The 20,378-nt window shown below is 48.3% G+C and carries 18 protein-coding genes; 7 read left to right on the top strand and 11 right to left on the bottom strand.

Annotation, left to right across the window (positions count from 1 at the left end):
* Window positions 1-2: 2 nt before the first annotated feature.
* Both EYC62_09340 and EYC62_09345 read right to left on the bottom strand, forming a co-directional pair.
* A complete protein-coding gene (locus EYC62_09340; protein TAH32326.1) occupies window positions 3-2,225 on the bottom strand; it encodes a hypothetical protein in 2,223 nt (740 codons plus the stop codon).
* Window positions 2,226-2,241: 16 nt separating this feature from the next.
* Window positions 2,242-2,481 carry a hypothetical protein gene (locus EYC62_09345; GenBank protein TAH32327.1) on the bottom strand — a complete coding sequence of 80 codons (240 nt, stop codon included), beginning with the start codon at window positions 2,479-2,481 and terminating at the stop codon, window positions 2,242-2,244.
* Window positions 2,482-2,860: 379 nt separating this feature from the next.
* Between EYC62_09345 and EYC62_09350 the strand changes: the two genes are divergently transcribed.
* Window positions 2,861-3,637: a lytic transglycosylase domain-containing protein gene (locus tag EYC62_09350; protein TAH32328.1), complete on the top strand. Its 777-nt coding sequence runs from the start codon at window positions 2,861-2,863 to the stop codon at window positions 3,635-3,637.
* Window position 3,638: 1 nt separating this feature from the next.
* Here the strand turns inward: EYC62_09350 and EYC62_09355 are convergent, their stop codons facing one another.
* From EYC62_09355 to EYC62_09370, 4 genes are all read right to left on the bottom strand, one after another.
* Window positions 3,639-4,145 carry a prepilin peptidase gene (locus EYC62_09355; GenBank protein ID TAH32329.1) on the bottom strand — a complete coding sequence of 169 codons (507 nt, stop codon included), beginning with the start codon at window positions 4,143-4,145 and terminating at the stop codon, window positions 3,639-3,641.
* A 118-nt stretch (window positions 4,146-4,263) separates the two neighbouring features.
* Window positions 4,264-5,274 (bottom strand): hypothetical protein, encoded by a 1,011-nt coding sequence (locus EYC62_09360; protein ID TAH32330.1) that lies wholly within the window; start codon window positions 5,272-5,274, stop codon window positions 4,264-4,266.
* Window positions 5,275-5,484: 210 nt separating this feature from the next.
* Entirely contained in the window at window positions 5,485-6,765 is a 1,281-nt protein-coding gene (locus tag EYC62_09365; protein ID TAH32331.1) for an argininosuccinate synthase, read from the bottom strand.
* A gap of 151 nt (window positions 6,766-6,916) precedes the next feature.
* On the bottom strand, window positions 6,917-7,882 hold the full coding sequence (locus EYC62_09370; GenBank protein ID TAH32332.1) for a hypothetical protein: 966 nt from the start codon (window positions 7,880-7,882) through the stop codon (window positions 6,917-6,919).
* 178 nt (window positions 7,883-8,060) lie between these two features.
* Between EYC62_09370 and EYC62_09375 the strand changes: the two genes are divergently transcribed.
* Entirely contained in the window at window positions 8,061-8,597 is a 537-nt protein-coding gene (locus EYC62_09375; protein ID TAH32333.1) for a hypothetical protein, read from the top strand.
* Window positions 8,598-8,643: 46 nt separating this feature from the next.
* On the opposite strand, the gene rlmN is transcribed toward EYC62_09375, so the two are convergent.
* The gene (gene rlmN, locus EYC62_09380; protein TAH32334.1) at window positions 8,644-9,789 is read right to left on the bottom strand and encodes a 23S rRNA (adenine(2503)-C(2))-methyltransferase RlmN; all 1,146 of its coding nucleotides are present in this window, start codon (window positions 9,787-9,789) and stop codon (window positions 8,644-8,646) included.
* 121 nt (window positions 9,790-9,910) lie between these two features.
* Between rlmN and EYC62_09385 the strand changes: the two genes are divergently transcribed.
* The gene (locus tag EYC62_09385; GenBank protein TAH32335.1) at window positions 9,911-10,537 is read left to right on the top strand and encodes a sigma-70 family RNA polymerase sigma factor; all 627 of its coding nucleotides are present in this window, start codon (window positions 9,911-9,913) and stop codon (window positions 10,535-10,537) included.
* Window positions 10,538-10,544: 7 nt separating this feature from the next.
* Here EYC62_09385 and EYC62_09390 read toward each other — a convergent pair whose 3' ends face one another.
* Window positions 10,545-12,521, bottom strand: a complete 1,977-nt coding sequence (locus EYC62_09390) for an acetoacetate--CoA ligase (GenBank protein TAH32343.1) — start codon at window positions 12,519-12,521, stop codon at window positions 10,545-10,547.
* Between the two features lie 122 nt (window positions 12,522-12,643).
* Between EYC62_09390 and EYC62_09395 the strand changes: the two genes are divergently transcribed.
* Entirely contained in the window at window positions 12,644-13,552 is a 909-nt protein-coding gene (locus EYC62_09395; protein TAH32336.1) for a DMT family transporter, read from the top strand.
* On the opposite strand, the gene EYC62_09400 is transcribed toward EYC62_09395, so the two are convergent.
* On the bottom strand, window positions 13,540-13,830 hold the full coding sequence (locus EYC62_09400; protein ID TAH32337.1) for a 4a-hydroxytetrahydrobiopterin dehydratase: 291 nt from the start codon (window positions 13,828-13,830) through the stop codon (window positions 13,540-13,542). The two genes, EYC62_09395 and EYC62_09400, sit on opposite strands and share 13 nt — an antisense overlap.
* A 243-nt stretch (window positions 13,831-14,073) precedes the next feature.
* Between EYC62_09400 and EYC62_09405 the strand changes: the two genes are divergently transcribed.
* Complete coding sequence (locus tag EYC62_09405; GenBank protein ID TAH32338.1) at window positions 14,074-14,310, top strand: hypothetical protein; 237 nt, start codon at window positions 14,074-14,076, stop codon at window positions 14,308-14,310.
* Here the strand turns inward: EYC62_09405 and EYC62_09410 are convergent, their stop codons facing one another.
* Both EYC62_09410 and thpR read right to left on the bottom strand, forming a co-directional pair.
* Entirely contained in the window at window positions 14,311-15,042 is a 732-nt protein-coding gene (locus EYC62_09410; GenBank protein TAH32339.1) for an NAD-dependent deacylase, read from the bottom strand.
* On the bottom strand, window positions 15,039-15,578 hold the full coding sequence (thpR, locus tag EYC62_09415; protein ID TAH32340.1) for an RNA 2',3'-cyclic phosphodiesterase: 540 nt from the start codon (window positions 15,576-15,578) through the stop codon (window positions 15,039-15,041). Before thpR ends, EYC62_09410 begins: the two co-directional genes overlap by 4 nt.
* Before the next feature lie 217 nt (window positions 15,579-15,795).
* On the opposite strand from thpR, the gene EYC62_09420 reads away from it, so the two are divergent.
* Together EYC62_09420 and EYC62_09425 are read left to right on the top strand one after the other, a co-directional pair.
* Window positions 15,796-16,515 (top strand): Bax inhibitor-1/YccA family protein, encoded by a 720-nt coding sequence (locus EYC62_09420; GenBank protein TAH32341.1) that lies wholly within the window; start codon window positions 15,796-15,798, stop codon window positions 16,513-16,515.
* 122 nt (window positions 16,516-16,637) lie between these two features.
* Window positions 16,638-18,020, top strand: coding sequence for a sigma-54-dependent Fis family transcriptional regulator (locus EYC62_09425; GenBank protein TAH32342.1), 1,383 nt, complete (start codon window positions 16,638-16,640; stop codon window positions 18,018-18,020).
* The last annotated feature ends 2,358 nt before the right edge of the window (window positions 18,021-20,378 follow it).

Below are 20,378 nucleotides of genomic sequence, written 5' to 3' on the forward strand. Positions count from 1 at the left end.
AATTATTTTTTCGGCGGTCCGCTGCCACCGCCCTGGTTAGCTTTATCAGCATTAGATCTCCTTAAAGCTTCTTCCAATGCTTCCCTATCCGCTCTTTCTTTGGATAATGCATCGGCATCACCGCCGCCTGCGCTGCCACCAAATCCGCCGCCTGCAAATCCGCCACCACCAACGCCACCTGTTTGTGCTTGACCGCTAGGTGAAGTGCCATCGAGACCTAAACCTTGCGCTACAGCATGGCTGCTATTTTGGAAAGCAGCAGCTACTTGACCTGCCGTTGGCGGTGGAGGTGGCGAAGTTGGTCCTGATCCACCACCGGAACCGCCAGTCGAACCGCCGCCAGGAGTATTAATAGTGCCTGTAGCCGTAACATTGCCAGTGGCTGTTACAGGACCGGTAATAGTGGAGGGTCCGCCGCCACCTTGTCCTCCACCTCCAAAATTGCCAGTGGGCATGTTGGTGCCAAAGCCAGGAGGCAATGGGCCCAGTGTGGTTTGCCCAGCCACATTGGATGTCACGGAACCTGAAAAACCCGGGCCCGTGATGGTGCTGCCATAGGCAGGGAAGCCGCCTCCAGATCCTGGGGATGGAGAACCACCACCAGTACCACCCGCTGGGGATGGTGAATTGAAATTTTGCGGAGCAAGCGCGCCAGTTACACCCCCGCCGCCAGTGCCGCCCCCACCGCCTGCTGGTGGTGTGGGAGGTGGTGGAGAGAAATTTTGTGGAGCAAGAACACCGGTTACACCGCTGCCTCCGGCCGGCGATCCGCCGCCGCCAGTGCCCAAGGCTGGAGCCGGACCACCGCCCGGCGGTCCGCCAGCACCTGCGACCGCGCCAGATTCCGGCAATGCCCCGGCACCAGCGCCGGCGGCCAAGGAAGCGCCGCCAGTCGCGATAGCTGCGCCAGCGTAAACCGCCATAGTTGCCACTTTCTGAGCCGCGCCGACCACGCCGCCGCGAATATCGTCGCCAACGCCCATGCCGACAAATTCTTGCGCAATTTTAGACGCGCTTTTCATCATATATAATACGAGGAAACCAGCCGTGAAAAAGGAAAACCATACTAACATTATGCTGTCTTGAAAAGCGAACGCCGCTTTGACGGCGGAGTGTTCAAGAAAACTACCGATAGAATTGGCGCCTTGGCCAACCTCGGTAATGGTAGTGGTAATTATTGTCACGCTGATGCCAACCAGGATCGATTGAAACAACAATGTCGCGGCAATACCAACCAACATCTTGATGGCTTGTACCGCCCATCCTCGCGTCATTTCAAATAAATATGATGCTATCAGTAAAGGGGATATAGTAATGATAATCCCCAATCGGAACATCGCATCAAGCAGGTATATGGGATAAATCAATATGGCAAGAACGAATACGATTGCCAGAACAATACCCGCGATAAACATCATCAGCATTTTTACTAAATTAGCAATTGTATCTCCAAGATTGGGAACCGGAATATCAACCGAAGGCAACCATCTGCCCCCACCGATAGTATAAGTATCATAGGCGATTACCACATCTGATCCCGCCAAGAACATCCCCATCATGCCCATGGCCGCGCCAACACCCATAACACGCTGTACATCGTTAGCAAGACACAACATACGTCTGCCGGCCGCCCGCATTTCTTCGAGATGGCCTGCATCCACATTCACCAATGCATCAAATCCAACAAAAGGGGTGGTATTATAGGCGCAGTTATCGCTGCCAATAGTGCCTGCAAACACCCCCGTATTATTGGCCGTTTCTTCTAAAACCTTACTGGAAAGATTTAAACCGGTAATGTAAATCGGATTGATAATATATTCCCACACCAACCCGAACCCGGTATTTGACAAAAACACCAACAAGAAAATAAACAAAGCCAGTCTGCTGGCAATACGGTTGAATACTTCGCCAATACCGGCTGCAGAACCAAAAGGCATAAAAATTTTTGCGATATTCCACAATAACCATAGACCCAACGCTCCGCCCAAAATCTTTTGCAGCGGATTTACTATGGCTTGCGATATTTTGTATCCCAATACTACGCTGGATTCATAAAAAACGCCCAGTGCGGGACAAGCCCAACACAAACGCGCAATTGCATTATCGTATACACTTTGCGCCGTATTTTGTGCAAAAGCTGGATTATGGTCGGCGATAACAAATTGCAAAGCAATAATAACGCCAACAATCAAAACGATTTTTTTAAGGGACGAAAAAATATTCATCAAATAGGTTTTGCCTTCAGCTTTGCGGAAAGTGGCGTTCCACGTACATTTTCAATGTTTGTGGAGTGACCGCCGGGGTTAACTCGCCAGTGAAGACCGCCAGGATTTCATATTGCGGGGCGCTTTGACTGATTTCGCCCCAATGACGCAAAACTTCGTAATGCACATCGGCGCCATTAACTTCGATGTAATTGATCACCGTTCCTCCTGTGTCTTCGTACCGCCCAATAATGGTAAATCGCCGTTTCTGACCCATATCTACCCCTTCCATTCCACGGTATCATAACCGTATAAATGGCCGAGGTGCGCCATCATTGCGCGAGCCGTTACGACCGATCCTGGTGCGATATTGTTATCTATCATACCACAAACTAATGCGATTTTATATGAACAAAACATGGTAGTAGCGAATGGTGCCAATCCCTGAGCGGCATTTTCTTATTCCGGCAATATTGTAACCTTTATATAAGAAAGGCCTGATACAATACCCCCAGATAGGAATTAATAGATGTAATCTATCCGGCTGTAAAATACAGCTTAAAAATCGCCTCCCCATTCTATTTTCCCCTATTATCGGATTTTTCTATACTATAGAAATATCCTAGCTTTAAGGGTACTTTACAGTCGATGACAGGATGATGACAATAACCCAATACTTACACATATTTTCACCCAACCGGCGGTCAAAGCCGATCTTAAATTATACTAAGATATTGATTTTAATGTGTTTATTCGGTTGCTTCTGGGCGCTTCCCGCCAATGCCGCCGAAAATGCCGCGCCGTCGGCCAGAGAAGTGGATTATTGCACCCCTTATATTCAACGCGCCGAGAAAAAATACAAAATTCCGCGCGGTCTTTTACAAGCTATCGCGTTGGTGGAATCCGGCGTCAATGGACGACCCTGGCCATGGGCACTGAATGTGGGCGGCGAAGGGATTTACCCCGAAACTTACGAAGCCGCCACCAAAGCCTTGCGCGATAAAGCCGGCAACGTACGCAAGGACGTGGCGGTAGGATGCATGCAAGTTTATCTGGCATTCCATGCGCATAAATTTTCCGCGCCGGAATGGCTGTTGCATCCTGAATATAATGTCGCTTATGCCGCGCAGTTGCTGCGCAAATTATATCGCACGCATCATAATTGGACATCGGCCGTTGCGTATTACCATGCCGCAACGAATAAACGCGCCCAATATGATTATGTTTGCGCGGTTTTTTCGCGGGTCAATAAGATCCGCGGCACGAAACCGGATCCCGAAGGCCAGCGTTATTGCAAAATCATGCCTAAAACCAAAACTTCCACAAGCGTTAAAAAACCGGCCGCAGAAGCCATAACCCAACCCAACGATTCTATGGAATCCAGCGGCATGCCGGCCATTAACGGGCTGATTAAACCGGCCGAGAAAAAATAATTTAGAGATAAAAATCGAAAATTACCCGGCCGATCGGGCCAATTAAAACCGTGATTAAAAATCCGGCACAAATACCGGGACCAAATGGGATTTCATCTTTCATACTGCCCTTGCGGGTCCACAACCAACGCAACCCAATCACCAGAATAGTCAGCACCGACCCGACCAAAGCGGCGGAAACAACGCCTTCCATTCCAACCCAAACGCCGACGGCGCCAAATAATTTGACATCTCCCAGCCCCATCGCCTCGACTCCCTTGATACGATAAACCGCTTCTCGGAAAATCCAGGAACCCGCAAAACCCGCCAGAAATCCATAAAACGGTTCTTGCCACCCATACAGGCGGATGGGATCGTAGATGGCCAGAATAATGCCGATAATAAATACGATCAGCGTTAAATAATCGGGAAGAATTTTTTGCTGTAAATCGATGACGCACGATGCGGTCAACGCAATCGTCATCAACAAAACACAAATCAATTGGAAATCGGAGAAATGGTAAATCATGGAATGAATAGTACCTAGTACCTAGTACCTAGTACCTAGTATTTTATATTTTGTTCATAATATTTATGGGTAACGGGACATATCCGTTACTAGGAACTAGGCATCTAGGAACTTGGAACTATCGACGACCCTGTTCGCCACGTGGGAAAGCCTGAGTATTCATTGGGCCCATATTCCAGCTGGGCTTGCCGTGTCCGCCGCCAGCGCCGGCGCCGCCGACACTGCCGCCGGTAGTATCTTCTTCGGTTTTATCTTTTTTGAACGTCGCGCCGTGATAATTTTTCACGTTATAGGCCGCATAGGCCGGTTTACGCGCCACCGGCGCTTCCGCCGGCCTGGCCGACTGCACGCCCATCAAACGCAACAATATCGTCGTGATCGCTTTGGGTACGGCATAAAACGGCTTTAAGACAGCATTCAAAATTTTCCGAAATTCCGGCGCGGCCTTGATAGCAATCATAATGCCAAATAATGGCACGACCGCGAACATCAGCATATAGAACATGACAAAACTCCATTGCAGCGTACTTCCTTGGTTATACAATTTGTATACCATCTGCCAGTTGCGCGGAAAAAACGGATCAAAGTCAAAAAAGGCGAGCGAAGCGAAACGCGTGCATAACAACGCCACAACGTTCCAGGCCAGAAAAATAGCGCCAGCGGAAACCACCAATTGCGCGCGGCGATTCAAATTTTCGAAAAAGCTTGTAATTTTTTTCAGTGGCGTGGAATCTTGCGCCCAAATCACGCGCGGCATATTGGATTGCTGAGAACGGATAGTTACCGGGCCGGGCGCCTGACTTAAAACCGGACGGCGGCCGACATTGATTTTAGGAACTTCCATCGTTGTCGAAGACGAAAACCCCTGACCCCAATCCACCAAATGTGAAGCGGCTTGATCGCTAACTAATTTTTCTGCTTGGTCCAAAGCGCGATGCGCGGCATCTTCGCGTTCTTCCTGCCGGCGTTCTTCTTCGACGCGATCCAACAGCGGCCTGAAGATATCATCATCGATATCCCACAAATCCTGTTTTGGCGTGCGCGACGGATTGACCTCCACTACTGCGGAAGCGGAATCCGCAACATGGTCGTCATCGCGCCGTTGAACAACGTCGTTTGAATCGCTCATAACCCTACACTATCCTAATCAGATACAATTATACCTTTAATGCTTAGTATATCCGAAAACAGGAATAATTACCATACTTATTTTAAATTTATTGCGTAATAACAGTGGGTTAGAATATATGCTATTAAGCCCATCCTATGCGGGTCTGAAGTAATTGAAAAATATGCATTTCTTCAAAAACTACAAGGCGGCTTGAATAAAACAAAATATCTACTTTTTGCCGCCCGCAACTTTCTTAGCAAATCCACCGGTATTGGCCGCCATATTTTGCCCAGCCGCTTGGCCACGCGCCAAACTGCCCAATCGTAAGCGCAAGGCATTCAATTTAATGAAACCTTTGGCGTCTTTTTGATCATAGACCGTGTCATGTTCAAACGTGACATAGGCCTGGCTGTACAAACTGACCGGCGATTTGCGGCCAGCAACCATACAATTGCCCTTGAATAATTTCATTTTCACGGTGCCGGTGACATGTTGCGAAGCTTCATCGATTGCCTGTTGCAACATCACCCGTTCCGGCGCAAACCAGAAGCCGTTATATACAAGCGACGCATAACGCGGCATTAATTCATCTTTTAAATGCATCGCGCCGCGATCCAGCGTGATCGATTCCATCGCCCGGCGTGCAGCCAATAAAATTGTTCCGCCCGGCGTTTCATAAACACCGCGCGATTTCATGCCGACAAACCGATTTTCCACCAAATCGATCCGGCCGATACCATTGCGTCCGCCAATTTCATTTAGTTTGGTCAGTAATTGCGCCGGCGACAATTTTTGGCCATTGATCGCGACCGGGTCTCCCGCTTCAAATTCAATTTCCACATATTCCGGCGTATCTGGCGCTTTTATTGGATCGACCGAACGAGTGTAAATATCGGCTGGTGGTTCAACCCACGGATCCTCGAGGATTTTTCCTTCATACGAAATATGCAGCAAGTTCGCGTCGATAGAATATGGCGCTTCGCCGCGCTTATCTTTGGCGATTGGAATTTGGTGTTGTTCGGCAAATTCCAGCAATTTGGTACGCGAAGTCAATTCCCATTCCCGCCATGGCGCAATCACCTGCACATCTGGCTTCAAAGCATAATACGTCAATTCAAACCGGACCTGATCGTTGCCTTTGCCGGTGGCGCCGTGCGCAACCGCGTCAGCGCCAACCATATTCGCAATTTCAATTTGCCGTTTGGCAATCAGCGGCCGCGCAATCGATGTGCCCAGCAAATAGGTTCCTTCGTACAAGGCATTGGCGCGGAACATCGGAAATACGAAATCGCGCACAAATTCTTCGCGCAGATCTTCGATAAAAATTTCTTTGACCCCCATCCCTTCAGCTTTTTTGCGCGCCGGTTCCAGTTCCTCGCCCTGGCCAAGATCGGCGGTAAAGGTTACCACCTCGCAGCCATAATTTTCCTTAAGCCAGCGTAAAATCACCGACGTGTCCAGTCCGCCGGAATAAGCTAAAACGATTTTTTTAATATTGGGTTTGGTCATAATAATTCCGCCTTGTTGAAATTGCGCATATTTTATCGCAATCACTTACGGTAACAAAGCCTATTCTTGCATAAAAATGCGTATGATCTGCATAAAGCAATGCGGATTTTGATCCAACTTTATGGAGATACCAGTCTAGTGGGATATCGGATTATTTCCCGCGGCCAAAACGGGACATAAGAACCATCGCGGCGGCAGCGGTGCCGATTAACGATCCGAACGAAGTACCGGGATTATGCGTGATTGTATCCATAAAATTGGATTGCCGCACTCCGGTGAAAGATTGTCCATAAATTCCCGCCACCTGATCGCCGCCAACAAAATGTTGCGGCCCGGCAAAAGCGGATGGGCCTTGGGCCTTTTGTTCCGGCAATGCGCCCAGCGCTGCCAAAAATATTTTCCCGGTCACATCGGTGGCCTGCAAAGACGATGTGGCTAACGTAACTGCGAAAGAAGGTGTGTTTTCACCTTGTTTTGCCTTAACGTGCGAGGCCACAACATCTATTACCAGATCATTGCCCACTTGGCGCATATTGCCTAATTTTACAAAATTATTGGATGCGGTGTAATGCACCACGTGCGGTGGAGCGCTTTTTTCTGACAATGATTGCAATCCGGTATTGGCGGCATTTCTTTCGGCGGCCACTAAATCGATAGCTTGCTCAACTTGCGGAATAACTTTTGCCTGCATAACCATTTGCCGGTTACCCGACAAAGCCCATCGTATTTCCGGTTTTCCCTGTAACAAGGCATAGCTTCTGGGTCCGCCATTGGAGGGGGTGAATTGAATTTTAAGTGACATTCCCTCGGCCAATGCGTGATCGGTAATATTGATCTGGCCTAAACATGCGGCGCTGTGGGAAGTGGACACAACCTGATCCAGCATGCCAAGATCGACATTACGGTCAATAACATATCCCAAACCGCCTACGGCCGCGGGCGACAGCAAAGCGGCTGCGACCGCCAATCCCCTATTACGGCCAGTAACCACACCGTGCCAACGCACAAAAGGACTAGCAGCCACTTTGACTAAAGTGACTAGAAAATTTTCTTTACGACGATGGCCAACCGTTAAAATGCCTACCGCAGACTGGGGTGAAGTTGAATAAGTAGTCATTATTCCTCGATCTTAAGATGTTTTAAGATACACGATACAGAAACAAATATCCATCGGTCGATTATCATTTTCTTTTAAAGAAATAATATTACCTAAATTCGAAATAATATTTTTATTGTCAATGCGAAATAAAATTGCTTTACTTCACTACCATCAACTAACACAGGGGCACACTCTTATGAAAGCCAAACTTTTTTTAATTGCAGTTGTGTGTTTAGGTTTATTTTTATTTGCTTTGCCACAAACGACTTCGGCGCAAAATCGTAATGCGTACGAAATTATTCAGGATACCAATCACAATAATGGCGGTTCTGCAATGCACTCGGGTGGAGGCGCCGTAGGCACTCCTGTATCCGGTGTTATTACGCCTCCTGCCGATCCCGATAATCCACCGGATTTCCGCGATCCAAACGATCCTAGAAAAATTCTGGATTATAATTGCGGCGGCAGAACCAAAATCACCACTCCTGGCCGGATTTATGGTTGGAATTGCACCGCCAGCATGAGCTGTTCTTGTTCCATGACTTACCGGGATGATAATGGGGTTGTAAGAACATGCGCCGCATCGCCAATGTCTCGCTCTTTATCGGGTTCTGGCGGCGATAGCAATCGCAACACTTGCATTAGCGAAGCAGATACGGATTGGATAGCGCACGCGATTCATTTTTCGCAGAATGCCAAGCAGCTTTGGCTAACTGCCCTCCGTAAGCTATAAAGACTATCAACGAAAAACCCTTTGTGAAAACAAAGGGTTTTTTTATTTATGCTGATGCAGCGGATTGTTCCAGTTTGATCCGTTCACTGGCGCGCAACTTTGTACTTTCGGACTTTAACTGGCCGCATGCCGCCAGAATATCGCGGCCGCGCGGGGTACGAATGGGCGCGGAAATACCGGCCTGATATACGATTTCGGAAAATTCCTGAATTACTTCCCAATCCGAACATTCATAATCCGTTCCCGGCCAAGGGTTGAATGGGATTAAATTGACCTTGGACGGCATATCCTTGATCAAACGCACCAATTCCCGCGCATCGGCGGCGGAATCATTCACGCCTTTCAGCATGACATATTCAAACGTGATACGGCGCGCATTGTTTGCACCCGGATAATCTTTACAGGCTTGCAGCAAATCCTTGATCGGGTATTTTTTATTCAGCGGCACCAGAATATTGCGCACATCGTCGCGCACCGCATGCAACGACACCGCCAGGTTTGTTCCGATTTCTTCGCCGCATTTTTGCATCATCGGCACAACGCCGGATGTCGACAGCGTGATTTTACGTTTGGATAGCGAGATACCGTGGCTGTCCATCACGATATGCAAAGCCTGTTTGACATTGTCGAAATTATACAGCGGTTCGCCCATGCCCATCATCACGATATTCGATAAAAGACGCCCATCCATAGGCGATGGCCATTCGCCCAGCGAATCGCGGCAGACCATAATTTGCGCCAGAATCTCGCCTGGCGTCAAATTGCGTACCAATTTTTGCGTGCCGGTGTGGCAGAATTTACAAGTCAACGTGCAGCCCACCTGAGACGACACGCATAATGTGCCGCGATCGTCATCAGGAATAAAAACGCTTTCTATTTCATTTCCATCCGGCAAGCGCAGCAGCCATTTGCGCGTACCATCGTTGGAAATCTGCTCCATGGAAATTTGCGGACGGTCCAGCACATAATGTTTGGCCAGCAAATCCCTCACCGGCTTGGCAAGATCGGTCATGCCTTCGAAATTTTTGGCGCCCCTATGGTAAATCCAATGCCATAATTGTTTCGCGCGGAAACGCGGCAAATCGTGCGAAGCCAGTTCCGAAACCAGCTCGTCCAAACTTTTACCAATAAGATTTTTACGCCCGTCAAACGCCGTGTCTGGCGCTATCAAAGCTGTCGTGCAACCTGCCATTATTAAACTCGTTATTATTAGTGTAATATTATTACTATAATTGCTCCTTTTTGTCTACAAACTAATATGATAATATTGCCCAATAAAATAAACTAAAAAAAAGTCCTGGAGACGTGTACGAATGGCTACTAAAGCCCAAAGACGGAAACCCCCAGCCTCGGCGGCCCGTGTGAAACATCCTCAAGATTATGCGTTAATGCAACGCGTGGCGGCGAATGACAGTGCAGCAGTAGAAGAACTTTCCCAAAAGTTTAAGCCTTTAATTCTTAATGTCGCTTGTAAAAGAGGTTTTCGCAACGAACAAGAAGATGTGTTGCAGGAAGTTCTGGTAAAAGCTTGGAAAACTGCCGGGAGATACGATGGCAATCAGTCTAAATTAACCACTTGGATGTTTCGCATAGTGGATCGTCATACAATCGACCTTCTTAAAAGCAGAAACACTCTATCGAGAAGTGCTAGAAAAACATGTTCGCTGAATGGGTCTCAAATAGTTTCTGCCTCTACCGCTGCCGCGCCGGTGGATTTCCATCTGGCAGACTTGTTAAATAGAGCGCCTATTGCAGATCATGAACGCGAAATATTGGGTTTATATTACGGAGCGGGGATGGGTTTTTCCACTATTGCTGCAATGACTGGCTATACAACGCCCGGCGCCAAATCCGTCGGTCATCGGGCCTTGCAAAAAATAAAACACATGCCTGAAGTAAGGAGAAATATTAATGGAGGCAGAATAAAAACCCGTTCCTAATATAAAATTAGGATTTCAATTCCGCCAAATCCTTGAAATATTCCAGCGCCTCGGCATTGGCTAAGGCCTCTTTATTTTTTACCGGCCGTCCGTGAATCACTTCGCGCACCGCGAGTTCGACAATTTTTCCGGATTTAGTACGTGGAATGTCGGCAACCGGAATAATTTTTCCGGGCACATGGCGCGGACTGGCGTTATTGCGGATTTGGGTGGATATTTTTTTCTTCAATTCGTCGTCCAGCGCAACGCCATCGCGCAGTTTCACGAATAAAATTACCCGCACATCATTATCCCATTCCTGGCCGACCACCAGGCTTTCAATAACCTCGTCCAGCTGTTCCACTTGGCGGTAAATTTCCGCAGTGCCAATCCGTACGCCGCCGGGATTTAACACCGCATCGGACCTGCCGTAAATGACGAATCCGCCGCGCGGCGTTTTTTCGGCATAATCGCCATGGCACCAGATATTCGGGAAATGCGCGAAATAAGCACCGTGATATTTGGCCCGGTCTTTGTCGTTCCAAAAATAAATCGGCATGCTGGGAAAAGATTTCTGGCAAACCAATTCACCCTTTTCACCGATAACCGGCTTACCGTCATCGTTATAAACCGCCATATCGAGCCCCAATCCCGCCACTTGAATTTCGCCGCGATACACAGGACTGATCGGGCTGCCCAAAACAAAACAGGATATGATATCGGTGCCGCCCGATATGGAAGATAGACAAATGTCGGATTTAATCCGGTCATACACAAACTCAAATCCTTCGGGACTTAATGGCGATCCGGTCGACGTAATCAATTTCAGATTGGATAAATCATGGGTTTTCGACGGGGTTAAATTCAATTTGGCCACTGCATCGATATATTTAGCGGCTGTGCCGAATACGGTCGCTTTCTGATCGGCGAGAAAATTGAAAATAATCTGACCCTTATTTTGAAACGGGAATCCGTCGAACAACAGCAACGCGGCGCGGCTGGCCAACGCGGTAACCAACCAATTCCACATCATCCACCCACAAGTCGTATAATAAAATACGCGGTCACCCGGTTTAATATCGCACTGTAATTGATGTTCTTTCATCAATTGGATCAATGTACCGCCCTGCCCGTGCACAATGCATTTCGGAACACCGGTAGTGCCAGATGAAAACATGATGAACAGCGGGTGATTGAATGGCAACCGCGCAAATTCGATTGGCTTGTCCGAACCGGTTTTAGCGATATCGGTGAACAAAACCGCATTCTTTAATCCCGTTAAATCCGGGTTTGGATTGGTATAAGGAATGACGATAACGCGTTCGATACTGGGCATTTGGGCTACTATTTCCCGGGCTTTTTCCAGGCAATCGATCGCCTGGCCTTTGTAATAATACCCATCGACGGTGACAAAAACTTTGGGCTCTATTTGACCGAAACGGTCCAACACCCCTTGCGTGCCAAAATCCGGAGAACATGACGACCACACCGCCCCAAGGCTGGAAGTTGCCAGCATGGCTATAACGGTTTCAGCCATATTGCCGACATAGGCTGCGACACGATCGCCCGGCTTAATGCCCGATTTTTTTAAATAATGATGCACACCGGCGGTCTGACGATATAAATCATCAAAACTGAAACTGCTTTTAACTTTCTCTTCGCCCCAGAAAACGATCGCTTGTTCCGACCCGCGATGGCGTAACAAATTTTCGGCGTAATTCAAACTGGCTTCGGGGAAAAAATTGCTTTGCTCCATTACATCTGGATTGTTCAAAATTATTTTGCCCTTATCCCCGATAATGCCGAAAAAATCCCAGGCCCTGGACCAAAAATCCTCGCGTCTATCGACGCTCCATTGCCATAAATCGGCGTAATTTTGCAAATTCAGACGGAAATCGCGGTTTACTTCCTGCATAAACCGGGTAATCAACGCGGATTGCTTTTTCGCTTCCGTCGGCTGCCATAACATTGGCGGGTTTGTTTGCGAAGGATCGGTTTGCGTCATTGATGTCGCGGTTTTTGCCATGGCGGATTTATATGAATGATCGGTGGTTGAAAATTGCCGGAAATTATAGTCCTATGTTTATTCGTTTTACGGCAAAATAACCGATATTTAAAGGCATAATCGTGCAGGCAGTCACCGCTTATTGGATGCGTTTTACCCCCCGAACACGCTCTATTTTGTGGAATTTGCTGTCTGGCGTGCTGTTTTCGGTGATGAGCACCTTGGTAAAATACACCGGCCAGCAATTGCCCAGCATCGAAGTGGTCTTTGGCCGCAGCATATTCGGATTATTATTTATTTTTCCATTTATTTTATATTTCGGGCCGAAACAGGTATTCGTTACCGACCGGTGGAAACTGCAATTGGTCCGATGCCTGATCGGCACTCTGGCGATGACCTGCACATTCTATTCTTTGGCCAAACTGCCGATGGTAGACGTGACGGCCATCAATTTTTCGAAACCTATTTATATTTTATTGATCGCGGCGATTTTTCTGCGCGAACGTGTCCGCCCGATACAATTTATTCTGACCATTATCGGATTTATCGGAATTCTGGTTATTTTGCGCCCGGCGCCGGAAACTTTCGATGCCAATTATCTGATCGCGGTATTCGCCGCCGTCTTGGTGGCTTTTGCCATTACCATAGTTAAAGAATTAACCGACAGCGAAACGCCTTTTTCTGTACTGGCCTGGTTCAGTTTATTATCGACCGCTATCTCGCTGCCTCTGGCAATATATTTCTGGCAAGAACCGACGCCGCGCCAATGGATCGAACTGGTATCGACGGGATTTGTAGGCATTATCGCCCAATTCTGCGTTATTCGTTCTTATGCGCTTGCCCCGGCAAGTTATCTGGCGCCGCTAGGATATATCAATATCTTCTATACCGGTTTTTTCGGATTTATGGTTTTCGGCCACGTGCCTGACGCGCCCAGTATTATAGGCGCCGTTATAATTATGGGCAGCACGTTTTATTTAATGCGCAAGGGAGGAAAGCGGCGCGAAATCGTCGAAGATCAAACCAATTGATCCATTGCCGCGGCAAGCTTAACATCTTTCTCGCTCAGTCCGCCGCAATCATGCGTCGTCAACAGAACATCGACACGATTATAAACATTGAACCATTCGGGATGATGATTCATTTTCTCCGCTACCAAAGCGCAGCGGTTCATGAATCCCCAAGCCTCGTTAAAGTTTTTAAATTTAAATTCCTTGGCAATTGCATCCCGATCGGCGCGATACTGCCAGCCTTTTAATTCTGCTAAGGCTTTGTCGCGCGCATTGGAATCCAGTTTTACGGGTGGCATGGAAACTCCTTCATTGTTCTGATTAGTGTCTGGAAAAGGGTCCGGATGCAAGCGAAACCAGCCTTGATAGCCCCATAATTTGTATCCCAATAAGATACAATCAGGGCTTGGAAGCCCTTGTTTTCCGGCAGTGGAACGCACTTCGCCCAAAATAATTCATAAAATGCCAGCTATTAACGGTCTGTTCATGGCCCCTATTTATTCTGGAAATAAGAGAGAGCAATAACAAAGGAAGACCCCATTATGTATTACGACTACGGCTTTGGTTCTTGGAAATTGGCATTGTCTTTGGCCATGATGATCAACATATCGATGTTGGTCGGATTGACTCAACGCGATTCGATGTTCGAATTATTCAGCGATCTACGCACCATTCGTAAAGCCGCCGTCGAAATCAAAAAACATGAACCCGATGCCATTCGTTGGCATAATGAATTGGCCAATGTAGATAAAATCGCCACCGAAGCGGCCGGCCAATAATTATTTTCCAGTTAATATTTTTTCGACCAATTGCGGTACCGTCTCGCTAGCAGGGCCGATAATATATTCATCGAAATAATACGAACTGTCGGATCGTTCCAGGTTTACTTCCATAGCGCGGATGCACCCATGGGCTTTGGCTTCGGCAACAAATCCAGCCGCCGGATAAACTGTTCCCGATGTGCCGATAGAAATGAATAAATCGCAATCGGCAAGGCGCGTGTATATCTCATCCATGGCATAAGGCATTTCACCGAACCAGACGATATTGGGGCGCACGCTGCCTTTGGTACCGCATTTATGGCAAACCATATCGGTATTAAGATCGTGATTGATTTCTTCGACGACACCGCATTTGGTGCAAAGCGATTCCAGCAATCGCCCATGCATTTGAATGATGCCATCCGGCAGGTCCAAGGCGGCAGCGGCGCGATTATGCAAATTATCGATGTTTTGCGTAACCAAAGTTACATCGCCGTTCCATTCTTTCATCAATTTTGCGATCGCATGATGGGCTGGATTCGGCTGTACTTTGGGATCCTGCAATTGCTGGCGGCGGCCATTGTAAAATTCATGCACCAGCGCGGGATTGCGGTCAAATCCTTCCGGAGTAGCCACGTTCTCAATTTTGTATTTTGCCCATATTCCGCCTTTATCCCGGAATGTATCCAGACCCGATTCTTTGGACACCCCTGCCCCGGTTAAAATAAAAATGTGGCCGCCGGATTTCATGATTGCAGCGGATAGGTGGCTTCGGGAATATAGATCCGGCCATTATTGCCGGCGCTGGATGAAAATAACGCAAATTCGTTTACTTCGAATGGCTGACTGCGGAAGTTATCATGGTTCACTAAATAACTTTCAACCCAATCGATTGGCGCGCGGTTCAATTTCGCCAATGTAACATGCGGCGTAAAGCGGCGATGATCGGGTTCGATGCCGCTGCGCACAACCGCCGATTCCACTTTGTCCCGTAAATGATACAAAGCATCATTGCGTTCCACGCCTGCCCAGATCGTATGCGCCTTTTCCATCGTGCCAAACTGCCCAACGCCTTTTAATTCCAGGGTCAGAGCGCGGGCATTGATCGCGGCCAAGTTAGCATCCAAATCTTCCGCCTTGCCATTATCAATTTCACCAATAAAACGCAGTGTTAAATGAAACCCGTCTGGATTTACCCATTTCGCGCCAGGAATTCCGGCGCACATGTTGCGCAGGGTAAAATTAATCGCTTCTGGAAAGTGGATGCCGACAAATAAACGCAACATAGGTAAGTTCTTTACAGTAAAATATTTTCAATTTTTACATATGGGACGATGTAAAGTATATCAAAAAACCGATCGTTAGAATTAAACAATAATATCCGGCTTTGCGCGCATGCAATATTGCCGCAAAGCCTTAATCCTGCCGTTTTTACGCGCCGATTTTGCTTGAAAATCCTGCAAAATATCCCACATTAAAGAAAGTAAATAAAAGGAGTTTTACATGGAACGTGATTACACACAATTCGGCAGCGGGTCTGCCAGCAATGCGATTGCGCAAGGAATTGACGCAGGCTTACGCGGATTTATGATTCGTGTTTATAATTATATGATGGGCGCTTTGGCGCTTACAGGCATTATCGCTTACTATGTGGGCAACAACCAGCTTATGGTTGAAAATATGGCCGCTTCCGGATTTATGTGGGTGATTTTACTGGCCCCAATCGGATTGGTGCTGTTTCTTAGCTTTCGTTTACACGCCATATCCCTGGCCACGGCGCAATTTGTATTCTGGCTGTTCGCCGGCTTAATTGGACTTAGCCTCGCCCCAATTTTCCAAGTCTTTACCCAGGAAAGCATCGCCCGTACATTCTTCATTACCGCTGGAACTTTTGGCGGCATGAGCTTGCTGGGCTATACGACCAAACGCGATCTGACTTCGATGGGATCGTTCCTGATCATGGGCGTGTGGGGATTAATCCTCGCCTCACTGGTTAATATTTTTGTCGGTAGCACCGCGCTTGGTTTTGCAATTTCTGTATTGGGCGTTTTGATTTTCACCGGTCTTACCGCCTATGATACGCAAAAAATCAAAGAAAGCTATTTTGCAGACGATAGCGCCGATTTTTCAGGCAAAAAAGCGATCATTGGCGCCTTAAATCTGTATATGGATTTTATTAATATCTTTATCCAGTTACTGCGTCTAATGGGCGACCGCCGTTAATACAAAATATACTTTTAATTTAAACCCCACTGAATTAGTGGGGTTTTTTATTGCCAATTACATACAATCATACAGGCCTCGATTCCGGTTTATTAACCCTTGTTGCGTATAATAAATTTGCAATGACGGCCTATATACCCAGCCTTTTATTGATCGAAGACACGCCAAGTTTGGCGCAGCTTTACAGCGCCTATTTAAAAAAAGAACCATTGCGCCTGACGCATGAATCGACCGGTCAAGCCGCATTGGAAAGCATCAAAAAGCAAGCGCCGGATTTAATTTTGTTAGACTTGAATTTACCGGACATGAACGGTCTGGATATTCTGCGCCATGTGATGGAACAAAAACTGCCTTCCATCGTGATTATTATTACCGCGCATGGTTCGATCAATATCGCGGTCGATGCGATGCGCATGGGTTGTTATGATTTTATTGTAAAACCGTTTACCGAGCATCGTTTGCGCGTTACAGTACGCAATGCTTTGGAACGATTCCGCCTGATTCATATTTTAGAAAAAATGCGCGATCAAATCGGCCAAGACCGGTATTGCGGATTTATCGGCGGATCGCCACCAATGCAGGTTGTTTACAAAACCATCGACAACGCCGCCAATTCCAAGGCTACTATTTTTATCACCGGAGAGTCCGGGACCGGCAAGGAAGTTTGCGCCGACGCCATTCATCGCCGAAGCGGCAGGGCGGCGGCGCCATTTATTGCGCTTAATTGCGGCGCAATTCCAAGCAATCTTATTGAATCTGAAATTTTCGGCCATGTGAAAGGCGCGTTTACCGGCGCCATCGCCGATCATGCGGGTGCCGCTTCCCGCGCCCACACCGGCACATTATTTCTGGATGAGATTTGCGAAATGGACCTGAACTTACAGTCCAAATTGCTGCGTTTTATTCAAACCGGCAGTTTTACCAAAGTCGGCGGCAGCAAGGTCGAAAATGTCGATGTGCGTTTTATTTGCGCCACGAACAGAGATCCATGGGTCGAGGTCCAGCAAGGTAGATTCCGCGAAGATTTATATTATCGTTTGATGGTCATTCCAATTGATTTACCGCCGCTGCGGGATCGGGAAGAAGATGTTATTCTGATAGCACGGCACTTCCTTCACAAATTTGCCCATGAGGAAAACAAGAAATTCGAGGATTTTGAAAGTGATGTGGAATTGGCCATTTCACATTACGAATGGCCAGGAAACATTCGGCAACTGCAAAACGTGATCCGCAATATAGTGGTGCTAAACGATGCGCCAAAAGTCACCAAATCCATGTTGCCTGCGCCTTTAAACCAAATATCCGGCGATAATATCGCGCCAAGCAACGATCCGCGCCCGGACATTGGAATCGCGGCCTTGCGCCAAATTCAGCCTTTGTGGCGGGTGGAAAAAGATACTATCGAGGAAGCTATCGCATTATGTGAGGGTAATATTCCAAAAGCCGCCAATCTGCTGGAGGTCAGCCCATCGACCATTTACCGTAAAAAACTAAGTTGGGAATAAATCAATTTTAAGGACAAAGAAAAGGGGCACCCTTGCGGGTGCCCCAATCCTTATGCTGTTTCTACAGCTGGTCGGTTATTGGCCGGTCCAGGTAGAATCAGCAGCGTTCAAGTACACGAAGTAGGCTTTGCCGGCTTCAAGAGCGGTCAAGCTGTTGTTCGTGGTACCGCGGATCCAGGTGCGAACACCGGTGCGAACTGCACCAGCGCCATCACCGTTCCGGCGAGCGCCAGCTTCGATAATCATGCCGACTGCGGTGTTATCCGAGCCAGAGTTACCGAGGTTGCCTGGGCTTGCTACGGCAGCTTGGACAGTTACCAAGTGCCAGCCAGCGGCCAAGCTTGTGCTCGTCGCGGTGGATGCGGTGACTGGGTAGAACAGGGTGTCACGGTTTAATACCGTTACGCTGTTGCCCGAGTCTTTGTACGCAATACCGTAGTGAGAAGCAAAAGAGCTTCCGATATTGTCTACGTTGTGCTCGTTAACCGAGAACGACGATTTCACAGCATTACCAACCAAGGTAAAGGCTTCATCATCGGTCGCTTGGTTAAACTTCCACAGAGCGTATGGAGCACCAGTATCGGTGTTGATGGTGGTAAAGAAGCGATAGGCACGGAAATCCGAAGCCGTAGCGCGAGCTAAATCACCTTTTGTACCGACCAACTGGTAGCCAGTCGAGTCAGCCAAATCGGTCGACAAGATGCGATCCAAACGGAAAGCGGCAGTCAACACGCCGTTCGTTCCAGTGTTGTTCTGGAAGTCGATGAACGGAGAGTCGGACACGCCAGCCGATACCGTGGTTTTCACGTCTTGTGCGAACGGCAAGTAACCAGAGAAGGATTTGTCAGCAAATGTGACAGGAACCCAAGAGCTGGTGGTGGTGCCGTTTTGACGTACCGAAACGATCACAAACATATCGCCACTGGATAGTGGGGAGCTGTTTGTACCAACGTTCAGACGGAAAGCGCCGCCAGTGCCGACGATGGCATAACGAGCCGATTCAACAGCCGTGTAAGCCAAAGGACCGGTGCGGAAGACGATCGAACCACTTACGGTCGAACCAGACGACGTAATTGCGCCGGTCGAAACGTTCATGGAAGCGAGGTAAACCGTAACTTGGCCAGTACCTGCGCCCGGATTGGTTACCGAGATAGCGGCACTGACGCCGGTTCCTTGTTCGCCGTTGGCACCGTCATGCGTTACGCTGACCCAAACTGGGATCGAGGTAGCGCCGCGGATGCTGGCTTCATACAAGGCAGTGTCAAAAGCGGAGGTACCGCCAGTAAAGGTCAAGGCAACGTCTTTGGTGCTGCCAGTGCAATTACATGGAACGGTGGCCGAGCCACGATCAACAACCGAGGTTGTGTTAAAGCGCATCAAGTCCGCACGGACCAATGTACCTTCAGCAACTGCGGTGCTGCCATCGGTGGTTACAGTACCACGGATTTCCATAGTGAACAGGTTATCGCTGTTCGCTGGGATATCGATGGAGCTTGGACCGAAGTCAGCTACGTCGTTACCATCACTGTCTTCAACGCCAGAAGTGGTTTGACCATCATAAGTGATTTGATTGGTCGTACCTTCTACTTGACGCAAGGAAACGCCGTTACCTGGCAAAGCCAAGTTGATTACGTTGCTTGCAATCGTTGCGGACGATGGGGTCACGGTCGCACCGTTGAACGACAACGAGAAGCGTTGGTTCAAGTTGGTGCCGATCGCCACCAAGTTTTCGGTCATAAACACGAGAACGTTGGTGATGTTGCCACTGGAGTTCACAACCGCGACAGCTTTGTCGAAGGTTGGAGCAACGGTGGTGATCGCTGCAGCTGCGTCTGGGGAGATAGCATGTTCGCCCGAGAAGTTGCCAGCGGCGTCTTGGAAGCCGTTGCCGCCCGAGTTACCTGCGGTAACACCGACCGAAGTCAAGGCAGTCAAGACATCGTTGTCAACATCGCTGAAAGTTGCAGTGTTGTTGGCTGCGTTGTAGGTAACGCTGCCGACCGTAAAGCTGGTGGTCGTGCGTGTACCTGTTGCCGAAGCCGTGCCGCCGTCATCAACATTGTTCAAGATATCCAAAGCGAGCGAGCCGTTTTGGGTTTTGACAAAGCCGATTGCCGGGTTGGCTGCCATACCTTCAGAGGTATAGATAACCAAAGTACCTTCTGGGTCATTGGTCAAGCCAGTGTTACGGGCAACTTTAACTACAACTGGAGCAGCACCGTCCGAGATCGTGCCAGCGGCAGCGATGTTCGGCAAGGTTTTCAACGCACCGGAGGTGCTGTTGTAAACGCGAGCGTAGGTCATCGTCGCAGAAGTCAGCGAGAAGTCATACGGAATCGGAGTTGCGCTGGTCGAAGC

This window comes from Alphaproteobacteria bacterium, assembly GCA_004295055.1.
Lineage (GTDB): Bacteria > Pseudomonadota > Alphaproteobacteria > SHNJ01 > SHNJ01 > SHNJ01.

Excerpts from the sequence above, each read along its gene's own strand:
- EYC62_09420 (TAH32341.1), top strand. The coding sequence starts at position 15,796 with ATGGAACGTGATTACACACAATTCGGCAGCGGGTCTGCCAGCAATGCG.
- rlmN (TAH32334.1), bottom strand. The coding sequence starts at position 9,789 with ATGGCAGGTTGCACGACAGCTTTGATAGCGCCAGACACGGCGTTTGAC.
- EYC62_09400 (TAH32337.1), bottom strand. The coding sequence starts at position 13,830 with ATGCCACCCGTAAAACTGGATTCCAATGCGCGCGACAAAGCCTTAGCA.
- EYC62_09345 (TAH32327.1), bottom strand. The coding sequence starts at position 2,481 with ATGGGTCAGAAACGGCGATTTACCATTATTGGGCGGTACGAAGACACA.
- EYC62_09375 (TAH32333.1), top strand. The coding sequence starts at position 8,061 with ATGAAAGCCAAACTTTTTTTAATTGCAGTTGTGTGTTTAGGTTTATTT.
- EYC62_09350 (TAH32328.1), top strand. The coding sequence starts at position 2,861 with ATGATGACAATAACCCAATACTTACACATATTTTCACCCAACCGGCGG.
- thpR (TAH32340.1), bottom strand. The coding sequence starts at position 15,578 with ATGTTGCGTTTATTTGTCGGCATCCACTTTCCAGAAGCGATTAATTTT.
- EYC62_09410 (TAH32339.1), bottom strand. The coding sequence starts at position 15,042 with ATGAAATCCGGCGGCCACATTTTTATTTTAACCGGGGCAGGGGTGTCC.
- EYC62_09355 (TAH32329.1), bottom strand. The coding sequence starts at position 4,145 with ATGATTTACCATTTCTCCGATTTCCAATTGATTTGTGTTTTGTTGATG.
- EYC62_09340 (TAH32326.1), bottom strand. The coding sequence starts at position 2,225 with ATGAATATTTTTTCGTCCCTTAAAAAAATCGTTTTGATTGTTGGCGTT.
- EYC62_09425 (TAH32342.1), top strand. The coding sequence starts at position 16,638 with ATGACGGCCTATATACCCAGCCTTTTATTGATCGAAGACACGCCAAGT.
- EYC62_09370 (TAH32332.1), bottom strand. The coding sequence starts at position 7,882 with ATGACTACTTATTCAACTTCACCCCAGTCTGCGGTAGGCATTTTAACG.
- EYC62_09390 (TAH32343.1), bottom strand. The coding sequence starts at position 12,521 with ATGACGCAAACCGATCCTTCGCAAACAAACCCGCCAATGTTATGGCAG.
- EYC62_09365 (TAH32331.1), bottom strand. The coding sequence starts at position 6,765 with ATGACCAAACCCAATATTAAAAAAATCGTTTTAGCTTATTCCGGCGGA.
- EYC62_09385 (TAH32335.1), top strand. The coding sequence starts at position 9,911 with ATGGCTACTAAAGCCCAAAGACGGAAACCCCCAGCCTCGGCGGCCCGT.
- EYC62_09405 (TAH32338.1), top strand. The coding sequence starts at position 14,074 with ATGTATTACGACTACGGCTTTGGTTCTTGGAAATTGGCATTGTCTTTG.
- EYC62_09360 (TAH32330.1), bottom strand. The coding sequence starts at position 5,274 with ATGAGCGATTCAAACGACGTTGTTCAACGGCGCGATGACGACCATGTT.